The 14,004-nt window shown below is 35.3% G+C and carries 12 protein-coding genes; 5 read left to right on the top strand and 7 right to left on the bottom strand.

Annotated features, from left to right (window positions below):
- The first annotated feature begins 142 nt into the window (after positions 1 to 142).
- Positions 143 to 769: a hypothetical protein gene (locus K4L44_15065; protein ID QZE13849.1), complete on the top strand. Its 627-nt coding sequence runs from the start codon at positions 143 to 145 to the stop codon at positions 767 to 769.
- A gap of 165 nt (positions 770 to 934) precedes the next feature.
- Positions 935 to 3,643, top strand: a complete 2,709-nt coding sequence (locus tag K4L44_15060; protein QZE13848.1) for a hypothetical protein — start codon at positions 935 to 937, stop codon at positions 3,641 to 3,643.
- A 77-nt stretch (positions 3,644 to 3,720) separates the two neighbouring features.
- Here the strand turns inward: K4L44_15060 and K4L44_15055 are convergent, their stop codons facing one another.
- Positions 3,721 to 5,157: an MFS transporter gene (locus tag K4L44_15055; protein QZE13847.1), complete on the bottom strand. Its 1,437-nt coding sequence runs from the start codon at positions 5,155 to 5,157 to the stop codon at positions 3,721 to 3,723.
- Between the two features lie 415 nt (positions 5,158 to 5,572).
- Here K4L44_15055 and lipA point away from each other — a divergent pair, with 415 nt between their 5' ends.
- Positions 5,573 to 6,424, top strand: coding sequence for a lipoyl synthase (lipA, locus tag K4L44_15050; GenBank protein QZE13846.1), 852 nt, complete (start codon positions 5,573 to 5,575; stop codon positions 6,422 to 6,424).
- Positions 6,425 to 6,456: 32 nt separating this feature from the next.
- Positions 6,457 to 7,161, top strand: coding sequence for a lipoyl(octanoyl) transferase LipB (gene lipB / locus K4L44_15045; GenBank protein QZE13845.1), 705 nt, complete (start codon positions 6,457 to 6,459; stop codon positions 7,159 to 7,161).
- Here the strand turns inward: lipB and K4L44_15040 are convergent.
- On the bottom strand, positions 7,118 to 7,390 hold the full coding sequence (locus K4L44_15040) for a hypothetical protein (GenBank protein ID QZE13844.1): 273 nt from the start codon (positions 7,388 to 7,390) through the stop codon (positions 7,118 to 7,120). The two genes, lipB and K4L44_15040, sit on opposite strands and share 44 nt — an antisense overlap.
- Positions 7,391 to 7,713: 323 nt before the next feature.
- Positions 7,714 to 8,727, bottom strand: coding sequence for a tRNA dihydrouridine synthase DusB (dusB, locus tag K4L44_15035; GenBank protein ID QZE13843.1), 1,014 nt, complete (start codon positions 8,725 to 8,727; stop codon positions 7,714 to 7,716).
- A gap of 195 nt (positions 8,728 to 8,922) precedes the next feature.
- Here dusB and K4L44_15030 point away from each other — a divergent pair, with 195 nt between their 5' ends.
- A complete protein-coding gene (locus K4L44_15030; protein QZE13842.1) occupies positions 8,923 to 9,846 on the top strand; it encodes a CPBP family intramembrane metalloprotease in 924 nt (307 codons plus the stop codon).
- A 32-nt stretch (positions 9,847 to 9,878) separates the two neighbouring features.
- On the opposite strand, the gene K4L44_15025 is transcribed toward K4L44_15030, so the two are convergent.
- The 4 genes from K4L44_15025 to K4L44_15010 form a co-directional block, all read right to left on the bottom strand.
- A complete protein-coding gene (locus tag K4L44_15025; protein QZE13841.1) occupies positions 9,879 to 10,637 on the bottom strand; it encodes a hypothetical protein in 759 nt (252 codons plus the stop codon).
- 207 nt (positions 10,638 to 10,844) lie between these two features.
- A complete protein-coding gene (locus tag K4L44_15020) occupies positions 10,845 to 11,981 on the bottom strand; it encodes an ISAs1 family transposase (GenBank protein ID QZE13840.1) in 1,137 nt (378 codons plus the stop codon).
- Positions 11,982 to 12,123: 142 nt separating this feature from the next.
- Positions 12,124 to 13,014, bottom strand: coding sequence for a CPBP family intramembrane metalloprotease (locus K4L44_15015; protein ID QZE13839.1), 891 nt, complete (start codon positions 13,012 to 13,014; stop codon positions 12,124 to 12,126).
- Between the two features lie 221 nt (positions 13,015 to 13,235).
- On the bottom strand, positions 13,236 to 13,997 hold the full coding sequence (locus K4L44_15010; protein QZE13838.1) for a succinate dehydrogenase/fumarate reductase iron-sulfur subunit: 762 nt from the start codon (positions 13,995 to 13,997) through the stop codon (positions 13,236 to 13,238).
- Between the last annotated feature and the right edge of the window lie 7 nt (positions 13,998 to 14,004).

Here is a 14,004-nt window from a genome sequence, read left to right as displayed (position 1 = left end):
AATCCTTCATGATAGACATAGAATGATTAGGCCTCTATCTCAAAGTTCTCTTATGGGGTATTTCTTTAAGTCTCTGAACCAACTGTTGTGCTTGTTTGTTTTACTTGTGAATAAGTTTAGTCAATAATGAGATTGTAACATTATGGTGAAGACATTAGGGGAGATTAAAAATAATAGTTCGCAAAAAGAGAAAACATCATATAAGGATACTGTCGTTACACACTGCACTCAGAAGCGATGTCGTGTTACAGATAAACAGATCATATCAAGAGATAAGTTTAGACAGTGCTCCCATCTTTTGAAGAAGACAAAAGTAGTGTGGAAAGGAGGATTTCATCAACCTACTGATCGAGGCTTTTATCACGACTGCTTCTCTTATAATATGCATCATGCTTTTAGATGGAGAGAGAACCGTTGGTATCTAAATCCAGCTCGTGTTATGCTGTCGAAGCGTATCCCTGGTTTTCAATTACGTGATTTTTCTACCACGATCATAAATCGGGAACTTTTACAGATAGACATAGACAAACCCTATATACTGAATAATTTTAATGGAGGTTTTGCAATTTTCCTAGATGATACAGGGAACGATATTTTTATTAGCGATTTAGAGATTATTGAAGAAAACTGTTTTGCTACTATTCCAGATTCATTTTATGATGTTCCGTTTCATTTACACCTATCTCTTTATCGGAGATACGCTATTTTTGACATTGCTACAAAAGAGGTATTTGACTCAATCTATTTAGGTTGTTTTCAAAATTCGTAGTCTCTTTTTTTAAAGGATTATTCATTTACATGCCTTTTTTAATCTTCCGAAAACGTTTGCGGTGTTTTGCTTTTGAAAATCATGTAGTTAATGTGTGTACATATCATAAATCCTTTGTATTCTTGTGTAGAAACTATGTTAATCATTACTAGAAATAATTGAAATATGTTGCTGTGGAATAAGTTTGGTAGGGCTCTAAGGTGTGTTGTCCTATCTTTAGGTATTGTAGCTGCTTTAGTATCATGTTCGAATGACCAAGCGCTTTATAAAAGTGAGGAGTTTTCTGTCTATAGAGATCATGTAACGCAGGGAGAATACACTGCGAAAGTATTGTCAAATACAGAGATGACTTCCAATTATGAGAGTCCCTTGAATAGTGTCTTTAGTAGAGCTGTAGAATTTAAATATAGTATCAATAGAAAAGATAATGATCTTCCTGTTAATGTAAATAGAAGAGTGATTGTGCGACCAACAAATGGAAGCTACCATACACCAATTGCTAAATTTGGTATTTTTGATGCTGATACTGCTGTGGTGGATGATGTAAAAGATCCTTTGGAATCTAAAACGACAGTAGTGTTTCGATTAGATCTTCGTGATGTATTAAAATCTTTCAAAGAGAAGGGCTATTATATCGATATTCATGGGGAGAAAATAGTAGAGAAAGATTTTAATGGGGTTTATATTGCGGGTGGAGTACCACCTCTTTCATGGGATTTCGAAAACTTTGGTGATTATCAGAGAATGGAAGATTCTGATGGAGATGGTATCTATGAAAAAAAGTATGTTTTTAATACATTCAATCCAGATCGTCATGTCGCACATGAATGGTCGTTGAAAGAAGATATCTCAAAATATCCACAGTTTACATCCGATATTCCTCTATTGAATGCATTGTATCGCATGGCGTTGGAAGAAGCGAAAGCGGATAGTGAAAAAGATGGTACATGGCGTACAGGACAGAAATGGGGTGGCGTTTGGACTCGTGATGTGAGTTATTCTACGATATTAGGAGTTGGTATGATTGATCCTAATAGGTCGTTAACTTCTTTGAGAAAGAAAGTTCGCGGAGGCCGTATTGTTCAAGATACAGGTTCTGGAGGAGCTTGGCCTGTTTCTTCTGATAGAGTGGTTTGGACGCTTGCAGCGTGGGAGGTTTACAAAATCAATGGGGATAGTAGTTGGTTAAAAGAGGCCTATAGTGTGATTTCGAAATCTGTGGAGGATGATTGGAAGATTGTTCATGATCCAAAGACTGGATTAATGAGAGGAGAGTCCTCTTTTCTGGATTGGAGAAAACAAACTTATCCTCGATGGATGGATAATGTGGATATCTATAGTTCAAAAAACTTAGGGACCAATGCGGCACATTATGAAGTATATCAAATTCTTCAACAAATGGCTTCTCTTTTAGGGGACAACTCAATGATGGAGGTATACAAGCACCGTGCTGAGCTATTGAAAGAAGCAATAAATAAACATTTGTGGCAAGCTTCAAAGGGTTTCTATGGTCAATACCTATATGGTCGTGGTACAGATGTTTTGTCTCCAAAATCTGAAACATTAGGTGAGGCATTTACGGTTCTTTTTGATGTGGCAAATGAAGAGAGAGCACAATCCGTTATTGCTAATATGCCTACTGTGCCTTATGGTGCCCCTTGTGTGTTCCCTCAAATTCCGAATATTCGTCCTTATCACAATAATGGTATTTGGCCTTTTGTTCAATCGTTCTATAATCTTGCGGCAGCAAAGGTAGGTAATGAAAAAGCCCTAAATGCCGGTTTGGCTTCGATATACAGGGCTGCTGCATTATTCTTGACAAACAAAGAGAATATGGTGGCTGATAATGGAGACTTTGTTACTGCACTGAACTCTAGTCAAATGCTTTGGAGTATTAGTGGTAATTTGAGTATGATATACAAAGTGTTCTTCGGAATCCAGATAGATCAAAAAGGGTTGCTTCATCTAAACCCTGTTGTGCCAGAAGTGTATAAAGGGAAGAAAAGGTTGTCGAATCTTCGATTAAGAAATGCGACACTCGATATTGAGATGAGTGGTTTTGGAAATCAGATCTCTGAAATCTATGTGAATGGAAAGAAAGAAGATAAGGGAATTGACCTGAATAGAAAAGCGAACTACCAGATTAAAGTTGTATTAGATAATAAATCTTTTGGTCAAGGACAAAAGACCCATTTGGTAGAAAATAGATTCCAACTTGAGATGCCTTCGGTTGAAGTGAAAGGGGAAGATCTTATTTGGAATAGGGTTGAGGGGGCAGATGCTTATATTATCTACTGTGATAACAAAGTGGTGACTGAAACGTCAAAACTACAGTATAAATTACCTAAGGGAGCTTCTTCTTCTCGTTATGCTGTAATGTCTAAATCTTCCGCTTCAGATCTATTAAACTCATACCTCTCAGAACCGATATTAATTGCTCCTAAAGGAGAGTCAAAAGTCTTATTGAAGAGATTTGCTAAGAGCAAGAAGGTGACAATTAAAGGAGCTTCGTCTGAGATGATTGAACTGAATGGAGATAAGATAAATAAAATTGTTCGTGCCAAAATTCCCACAGTCAAAGGACAAAAGTATCAGTTGTGGATGACTTATGCCAATGGTAATGGACCTTGGAACACGGATAATAAGTGTGCTATTCGCTCTATATATATCGACGGTGTTTATGTCGACCCATTAGTTATGCCTCAAAGAGGGGTGAATGAGTGGGGTGCAATAGGAAATTCTAATATTATCTCATTTGTTGCAAAGAGTAATGTGACAGAGGTAGAGGTTCGTTTTGAAGACGAAGATCGCAATATGAATATTTTGGTTAACCAAGCTTTGGTTCAGGATATTTGTTTTGTACGAGTTCAATAAGTAAGATTCTGTTTATACAAAAAAAGCCATTTCCAAATGAGGAAATGGCTTTTTTTGTCAATGATTATATATTGATTCTATTTTTTATTCAGGATAAAACGGTTGTAAAGGAATAGAGCCACTACCGAAAAAATACCAACTGCATAAATAAGAACCCAAATCTTAGATGGGTTATATTGATTCCAAAGAAGATCCGTAAGTTGATGATCTGACATGTTCATCTTCTGCGCTACGGAATGGAAATACTCATTTTGTGATAACTCGTTAGAGATTGCGAAGCCTTTCTCTTGTGCAAAATCTTTTACTATCGCTGCTTTATCTGACCATTTACCATATAGATCTCCCGCAATGAAACCTGCGAAAAGGTTTCCTAGGAACACAGGAATAAAAGAGTATCCCATATAAAGGGCTTTCTTATCAGAAGGTGCAATCATCCCGATATATTCTGAAATTTTCGGAGAAGAAGACATCTCTCCAACCGCAAAGATAAAGATTGCAAATATGGTGAAATAGACATTCTGAGTGTATAGCGATAGTGCCATTCCTGTTGCACAAACAACGAATCCGCTCATCATGGCATTTAAAGCTTTCCATTTCATTACGATAGAAGAGATGACAATCTGGAAAAGGATGATAAACAGCGCATCTGAATTAACGATAAATTCGGCTTGCATCGTTTGTGTTTCGGCTTCACCATACATTGAACTAATTGCTGGAATATGTTCACTAAACCAATGGTACAATGGAGTGGTGTCAACCCATTGTGTGATAAACACAGGTAGGGTGAAGAAAAGCTGGTTGTACATCGTCCAGAACCCTGCTACTATCAATAGAAAAGCAACAAACTTATAGTCTTTTACGACCTCTCCAATATTCTTAAAGATATGAATGATCGATTGACCAATAGTCCCTTTGGGGCCTTTGTCTTCTGTTTTTGGTTCGTGGAAAAAGTAGAGAAGGATGAAGTTTAAACTGATAATAAAAGCAGAAATATAGAAGATATTGTTTGGCTCTGATTTTGTAGTAAGAGTCAATAGAGGACCAATGAATGCTCCAATATTCACCATCATATAGAAGATGCCAAATGCAATAGAGCTAGTCTCTTTGGTACTTACTTTGGCTACCGTAGCAGAAATGACTGGTTTAAATAGTGCTGCACCTAAAGCAAGATACAGATATACCATGAATACTCCGTAAAAACTGTCTACATGAGGGAAAAGAAGAAATGCGGTGATGTATACAATGAATGATATAAAAAGTGTTTTTCGATATCCTAAACGATCTGCAATAGCACCTGTAATTACAGGAAGAAAGTATAAAATGGCAGTACCTACCCCCATAATATATCCCTTGTCTGTTTGGGTTAACTCTAAACCTCCTTGGTCAGATGACCCTGTTAGGTAGTTCGCAAAGAGAGCAAAGAATCCGTACCAAGCCCATCTTTCGAAAAGCTCAATCGTATTGGCAACCCAGAATGTTCTAGGAAACTTCGAAAATACTTTTGTTATTGACATCGTGTATTCTAATTAAATGATTTTGATTTTATGATGATAGACAACACTACCATCTTATTATATGGTATTTGTATTGTAGAATCACAAAAGTAAGAAAAAAAATATGCAATAAATTGAATTGTCACTTGACATCTTTCATATTATAATCGTATGGAAGATAATCGTGTCATTATGTTATAATTGAGACTCTGCAATCATGATGTGTAAAAAAGTCTTACATATATATCTTCTGTTTTGACTTTTATAATGCATTTGTTCAATGAGGTTTCTCATAGCCTCTTGAATGGTTTTTATGCTATTTTGTATTTAGGGAGTATCAATTTCGTACTTTGAACTCTTTTTTATACATTGGAATCCCACTCTGAATTATTGATGAGAGAGAAACCTTAAAAAGAGACTAAATTTACTATTGTTTATGGAGAATAGAAGAAGAAAACCAGACTGGCTTAAGATACGTCTTCCAGAAGGTAAAACATATCAGAACTTAAGAGGTATTGTAAAAGAGCATAAGCTACACACCATCTGTACGTCAGGTAAGTGTCCTAACATGGCGGAGTGCTGGGGTAATGGAACTGCTACATTCATGATTTTAGGAGAAATATGTACACGGTCTTGCAAGTTCTGTGCAACAAAAAGTGGACGCCCTCTTCCTGCTGATTCAAATGAACCTACTAGAGTTGCAAACTCAGTTAAACTAATGGGTCTGAAACATTGTGTTGTCACTTCGGTAGATAGAGATGATATGGAAGATGGTGGATCTCAAATATGGGCAAATACCATTAAAGAGGTGAAGCGTGTGAATCCAAATACAACCATGGAAGTGTTAATTCCTGACTTTAATGGGGATATGGATTGTGTGGAAACAGTGATTCAGGCAAAGCCAGAAATTATATCTCACAACTTGGAGACTGTAAGACGAATTACCCCATTGGTTCGAAGTCGAGCAAAGTATGATCTTAGCTTATCGGTCTTGAAATATATTGCCGATGCTGGTGTGGCTACCAAAACCGCATTAATGCTTGGGTTGGGTGAGACCAAAGAGGAGATTATGGAGGCAATGGATGACCTACGAGCTTGTGGTGTGGAGATTCTTACTTTGGGACAATACTTGCAACCTACTAAGAAACACTGGGAGGTTAAAGAGTATCTTCATCCTGATTTCTTCGCCGAAATGAAAAAGATTGGGCTTGAAAAGGGCTTTCGTGTGGTCGAAAGTGCTCCAATGGTTCGCTCTTCATATCACGCAGAGAATCACATCCGTAAATAATTTATATTGAGTATTTTATAACATCGTATGATATGAATAGAGAAGTTGAGGTAATCGACCTAGGTTTAGGTGCCTATCAAGAGGTCTGGGATATTCAAGAAAAGTATTTTCAAGAGGTGTTGGCACTTAAAAAGCATAAAAAGGACGAACCAGTGGATACTCCCAATCGTCTAATATTTGTAGAACATCCTCATGTATTTACTCTCGGTAAAAGTGGCGATGAGCATAATCTTTTGGTAAATTATATCCAGCTTCAAGCAAAGCATGCGGAATTTGTTAAAACCAATCGGGGAGGAGATATTACTTATCATGGTCCAGGACAAATTGTTGGATACCCAATCTTAGACTTGGAAAACTTTAATTTGGGTTTGAGAGGATATATAGAACTGATAGAAGAGGCTGTAATTAAAACGATTGCAGAATATGGAATTGTTGGGAATAGAGATAGCAAGGCAACAGGGGTGTGGTTAGATACAGATATTCCATTGAAGATGAGAAAAATCTGTGCAATCGGTGTGCGAGCTTCACGATTTGTATCGATGCATGGCTTTGCTCTTAATGTAAATACAGATCTAAACTATTTTAATTTAATCAACCCTTGTGGATTTCAGGATAGAGGGGTTACTTCTCTTCAAAAGGAATTAGGTTATGAAGTGGACATCACGGAAGTAAAGCAAAAGTTAGAAAAGCATATTAAATCTCTTCTTCTTGCTTTAGCTTCATGCGTCGAAGATTGATTTTTTTCCCGATATATTGTCCTAGAAAGTAAGAACCAAAAAGAAAAGGTGCAAGAGCCCATGTAAGAGATATGCCATTTAACGATCTAAACCAGATGACGAATGGAACAGGTAGATGGATGGTTACAAACCAATAGAATGAAAATTTCTTCGTGTATGTACGGTAGTAACCAAATGGAATATTAAAAATTAAAGTTCCTAAACAGGTGATAATAGCCGAATAAATCATGGTGCATTTGTTATTGTTCGATGTGAGTGTGAATTTAATAAAATACGTGTAAGTCTTTATATCGTTTAACTCAATAACTATTAATAATAGTAAAAATAATCATGTTTAACATTGATTAACTTAATTATTTGTGCTCATAACTAAATTATTACGCATATTTGCATTGTAAGGGAAAAGCAAATTTTTTCATAGGAATTTTAGGTTAGGTTAGGTTTGAGGATGTCCGGTAGGACATCCTTTTTTTGTTTTACAATATTTTACATGAAAAAAGAAAGGTTCTTTACTATTTTATTATTGTAAAAAACCTTCTCTGTATAATGATTTTATTTCAGGCTAATATTGGTGTAATCAACCCTCGTGTCTGAATAGCGTTCTGCAATCTCATCAAGTAATATTACAACTTCATCAATTTCATCTGCTCTTAGAAGTTTAATACGTAGCTCTCTAAAATTATTTAAACTAGGAAAGTATTTTGCAAAGTGTCTTCGCATCTCTTTTACTGCTCTTTCAGGAGAGTCTTTCCAATTGATGGATTGGGTTAACTGATCTTTTACATTTTCAACAATCTCTGGAACAAGAGGAGGGGGAAGAAGTTCTCCTGTCTCTAAGTAATGTCTTACCTCTTGAAAGATCCATGGTCTACCAATTGCACCTCTTCCAATCATCAATCCATCTACTCCTGATTTATCTAAACACTCTTTTGCTTTCAGAGGGCCATTGATATCTCCATTGCCAATGATAGGAATATGCATACGGGGGTTGTTTTTGACTTTAGCAATCCAATCCCAATCAGCTTCTCCTGTATATAATTGTTTTCTTGTTCTTCCATGTAAGGTCAATGCAGCAATTCCGGTGTCTTGTAACTGTTCCGCTACTTCTACAATTACCTTGCTGTTTTCGTCCCAACCTAGTCTTGTTTTTACAGTTACTGGCTTGTTGACTGCCTTGACTATTTGGCTTGTCATCTCGATCATTTTAGGAACGTCTTGGAACATTCCTGAACCAGCTCCCTTATTCACGATCTTCTTCATTGGACAACCAAAGTTGATGTCAATAATGTCTGGATTTGATTCTTCTGCTATCTTGGCCGCCTCTACCATGGATTCGATATTATGACCAAAAATCTGGATTCCAACAGGACGATCAAACTCAAAAAGAGTCATCTTTCTTTTTGTCTTTTCTATATCTCTAATAAGTGCCTCTGATGAAACAAACTCAGTATACATCATATCTGCACCATATTTCTTACACATATATCGGAACGATTTATATGTAACATCTTCCATCGGTGCTAAAAATAATGGTATTGAGCCTAATTCTATATTTCCAATATTCACGATTTCCAAATTTTATTTAGGACGCAAATATATAAAAAAGATTTTTAACTCCTTAATTCCCAGTGTTAAGTACTTGCAACGTTCATTAAGTATGGAGCAGTGTAATTTATTCGTATAGAAATCTTTGAGCTCTCTATTTTAGTATTATCGAAATATGTATCTTCGATTGATTAAATCTTATATAAGAACATAGATATGTATGATATTAAACTAAAGAAGAGTATAACGACCTCTGTGGTTTTATTATTAGTGGGAGCTCTTTTATTTCAATTTGCTTCAGGGATTGTTGCTGTTGTTATGCGTTTTGGTGGTGATGTAGAGGCAATTTCAAGAGTTAAGCTGTTGCTCGTTATTTCGATTACTTCATTAGCAACCTTTGTTGGTTCTGCTTGGTTTTTTTCATTGACCTCCATGAAAGAGGGAATAAATGGCTTCTCTTTTGGTACTAAAAAAGATATTTCAAAATATTTCCGTTTAATTTTCTTTATGGCTCTTTTGGCAATGCCAATCTCTATTTATCTTGGAGAACTGTATCAAGCGATTCCTTTTCCAGATTTTATGTCGAGCCTAATAGAGTGGAGTGAAAAGATGGAAGCTGACAATATGGCTTTGATGAAGAAGATGTTATATGTGACAAGTTTTGGATCGATGTTGGTCAATGTGGTGGTGATTGCTTTGATTCCTGCATTCGGAGAGGAGCTTGTTTTCAGAGGAATAATACAACGCCTTGTCTACAATAAATCACATAAAATACATCGTTCGGTCTGGATAGCTGCTATCATCTTTAGTGTGTTACATTTTGAGCTATCTGGGTTACTCCCTCGAATTTTCCTCGGAGCAATGTTAGGATATATCTATTTCTATACAGGAAGCTTATGGTGTTCTATTTGGGCCCATTTTATTAATAATGCAACCATTGCTATCTTTACATACTTTGGTACTATTGGTGTTTTTAATATTGATATTCTAGAGAGTGATTTTCCTTTAGCCCAGCTTAGTGGATACATGATGATGGCTGTGGTTCTTTTTGTTCCTGCTTGTCGTTCTTTTTATGCTAAAAGAAAAGTGATTGATAATAAAAATCAAGATTTATCTCTAGATGAGAATTTTAATGAATAGTACTTATCATATTTTAAGTAAGTAATGGTTGATTACACGTCAACCATTACACTTTCGTCTAGAATATTAAGCTTACATTGTTTCTTGTTTGATTCAATTTTGGCTCTTTCGTTGGGACGATATACATAAACTACTCCATAAAGACTTGCTCTTTCTCTTTTTCGATCTGCTGAAAGTTTCGAAAAGTACCCCTCGATATCATTCCACAACCTTAAGATATATTGATCGGCCTCCCCTCTCAATCGTAAAACTTCCTCCGAAAAACGTAGGGTGTTCTTTTTGTAAGTGTTATGACTAAAGTATAGATCTTTAAAAAGCTCAAACCTTACTTTTACAACCGCAATGGATGGTGAATATATTGGATTCCCTCTTTGAGCAATTCTTTGTTGTTCTCCTTCAATGTATTTCTCTCCCCAATACAATAGATCTTTGTCACTGTTTATTGATGGTAGCTTAGTATTGGTCTGATCTAAGCCATAAAGAGATCTAGTTACAGGCTTTATTTCATGTCGAATGACTGCAAAGTTGTAAACTTGGATGAAATGTTGCAGGTAGAGCTTCGCGTTATCTACTGCCTTTATATATTTTTTACTATTGTTATTTTGATCTTTTATTGCCTGCTTTTGATTTAAAGTGGCTGTTTCAAATAAAGGATAAAATGTCTGTAGCTTAGACAGGAGTGTTGTGTCGAATGGTATATTGTTAATACTTTCCTTGTCTGCTGTATCGATAGCATTACGAATTGCTCGTAGCCTCGCTTTATCAGTGTTGGGTAACCTACGATATGGCATAATATATAGTTCAAAAGGGGTGCTCTATTTTAACTAACTTTATCGACATAACTGCATTGTGAAAAGTGGTTATTTGTTATGTCTAGTATATTAGAAACGAAATTAAATTGAAATTGTTTGAAAAAACAAATAAAATAATAATTCTGTTTTTTATCACCTCTATATACAGGGAAATTGCATTTATAACTGATTGGATATTAGATAGAATTAACAAGTCTGTGAACGAGTGATAAGCTTTTCTCTATATTCATCGACATATATGGCTCTATTTTTCTTCCATTTCAATGTTTTTTTGTTCTCCGTATCCAACTTTAAGATGTTAAGAGCCATTTTACAAAGCATATTCATATTTTCAGCTGCATGATCTTTTTTTCGCTGCTGTTTATCTTCATTGAAGCTTACATCGAGTGTCCAATGAAGATTATTTTCGATTGCCCAGTGTGAACGTATAAGTTTATTAAACCTCTCAGCTGTTGTATCTAAAGAGGATATGTAATACCTCACATCACTTCGTTCTTTATTTGTTGAAGATTCTAATGTCTGGGTTGTTATTCTAATTAAACTATGGATACCTCTCCATTTGGTCAACATAGGAGCATCTTCAAAGTCATTTATTACATCACAAATACGAGTTTCAATTCTTCCATGACCAAAGTCTTCTGTTATATTAGAATCACAAACAATATCTGTATTAAACTGAATATCAAGTTCCTCTTTAGTTTTCTTCTGATTACCTTTTACTTGTAGAATATAGTCACCTTCTTTTTCTAGTATTTTATTTGCAATTTCAGTTTGACAGCCCATTGCATCTGTTGTAACAACCATGCCTTTGATAGTAATAAGATCTAACAATTCTGGAATGGCTGTTATTTCATTACTCTTTTTATTGGTGGTAACCTGTCCTAAACATAGACCATTATCTGAGGCAAAGGCAGAGACAACATGAATTGCATTCTTCTTTGCATTAGCAGATCCCTTAATGGTCTTTCCATCAATACCTATTACTTGATTAGATGTAAGCTTTGTTAAGCTTGAAGACCACTTGATAAAACACTCGTTAAAGAGAGAAGAATCTAAATGTCTAAATACTCGACCAATGGTATCGTGTGATGGAATCCCTGATGCGTACGGATAAAATTTTCTGAGCCAATCGATTTTAAGCTCTCCAAATTGTGCAATATCTTCATTGGTTTTAAAACCACTTAATATAGCTGACAATGAAAGAAATAGAACTTCTATAAGTGGGTAGATAAAATTGCCTTTTTGTATTCTTCGAGGATCTTCTAATGGAAGGAAATAAAGAGCAAACTTGTTATCATAATTATTTACTATTGCTTCACTCATGTTTTTTTTAGAAAGGGACATCTCCCTTGAATAATAATACAGAATCTAAAAGGCAGAATATGCCATAACTAGTGTAGCAAAGATAACAATATTTATTAATTACTTAAATGCAATTTCCCTGCCTCTATATAAAGTCTGAATGTTAAAAAGTGCTTAGTGTATCGTTTCTGTATAAACTATATAAGCCACCTGTAATACAAATAATAAAAATCATTGCTAGAGCAGATCCTTCGAAACCAAATTCTCCTCCATTAAAGATATTTGGACTTACTATTTTTGTCGATATAACGGAATAACTTCTTACGCCACTAACGCTAAAACCAAAGAGAGTTTGAAATAGATTCCAACTAAAATGGAATGATATCGGTAGCCATAAATTATTCGTATATATATAAGTGATACCAAATGATATCCCTAGAAGAAAAATATTGATCCAAGCGATGGAACTCAAATTTGGATTAAATATATGAAGTAACATAAAGACTAAAGCCGAAATTATTAAAGCATGGAATTTACTGAAACGATCCATGAGGACTCTCAAAATATAACCACGAAATAGAATCTCTTCTGATAATGCAACAACAAAGAAGTAGATAATAGAGATACTGATCTCTTTTGCATTAAAGTATATTCGAATGAAATTAATCTGGTTCGAAGAAATCAGAAGTATATAACCAATAAGCATACAAAGTGCCCCTATGATCAGTCCTGTAATAATATCTGATGTTCGATTTTTTATCGATAAACCGATAACTTTATACTTTTTCCTCTCAATGAACTTAGTGAAAAGATAGGTAGTGGTGATTGTTCCCAGTAACATTGCAAATACAAAAGAAATATTTTGGGATACATCTGTCTGTGTTTCTATTACTGGAACATCAAACACAATAGAAGATAATATTGATATAAGTACTGTGAAAATAGAGGATATAATTGCCCATGGAACTATAATTGCAAATGCCAATAACCACCGATAATGATTTTTTTTCTTTTGATTCTTCTTCTTTGTAGGTGGTGTAAAAATATGGCGCATATCCAATTTATGTTTTTTACCGTTAAATAATGAATATATAGCAATGTATATATTAAAAATATGACTTATGTCATTATTAAGATTCATTAAGAGTTACACAACATATTTTATCTGTTTAGTTGGACTCCGCTTAATTTTTCTTTAATACATACGATTTTATTACAAAAAAAGAGCACCACAAATTGTGATGCTCTTTAAGTATACTTTGGGCTTAGATCTGATTAATCAGAAAGCTTAGCACATAAATATTCTCTGTTAAGTCGAGCAATGTTCGAAATAGAGATTGCTTTAGGACAAGCGATTTCACATGCACCAGTGTTAGTACATCCACCAAATCCTAATTCATCCATTTTCGCTACCATTGATTTTGCTCTACGCTTACCTTCTACTTTTCCTTGTGGAAGTTTCGCAAATTGAGAAACTTTCGCAGAAACGAAAAGCATTGCTGAAGAGTTCTTACATGTAGCAACACAAGCACCACATCCAATACATGCAGCAGCATCCATTGCTTCCTCTGCATCGTCCTGTCCAATAGGGATAGCATTTCCATCAGGAACACCACCCGTACCTACAGATACATATCCACCAGCTTGTTGAATCTCTTCGAATGCGTTACGGTTTACGATCAAATCTTTGATTACTGGAAATGCTCCAGCTCTCCATGGCTCAATCGTAATTGTTTGACCTTCGTCGAATTTACGCATATGAAGCTGACATGTTGTGATCTCTGTATCTGGTCCGTGTGCTTTACCGTTGATGTAAAGAGAACACATTCCACAGATACCCTCACGACAATCGTGATCAAAAGCAACTGGGTCATTTCCTTCACGAATCAATTGATCGTTTAGGATATCGAGCATCTCTAGGAATGAACTTCCTTGTGAAACATTTGTCAACTCGTAAGTTTCAAATGCTCCTTGTGATTTGGAGTTTTTCTGTCTCCAAACTTTGATATATAGCTTGTTTAAAATCTTATCTGCCATCGTAATG

The organism is Prolixibacteraceae bacterium (assembly GCA_019720755.1).
Taxonomy (GTDB): domain Bacteria; phylum Bacteroidota; class Bacteroidia; order Bacteroidales; family Prolixibacteraceae; genus Halosquirtibacter; species Halosquirtibacter laminarini.
This window is presented reverse-complemented; position numbering and strand designations above follow the sequence as displayed.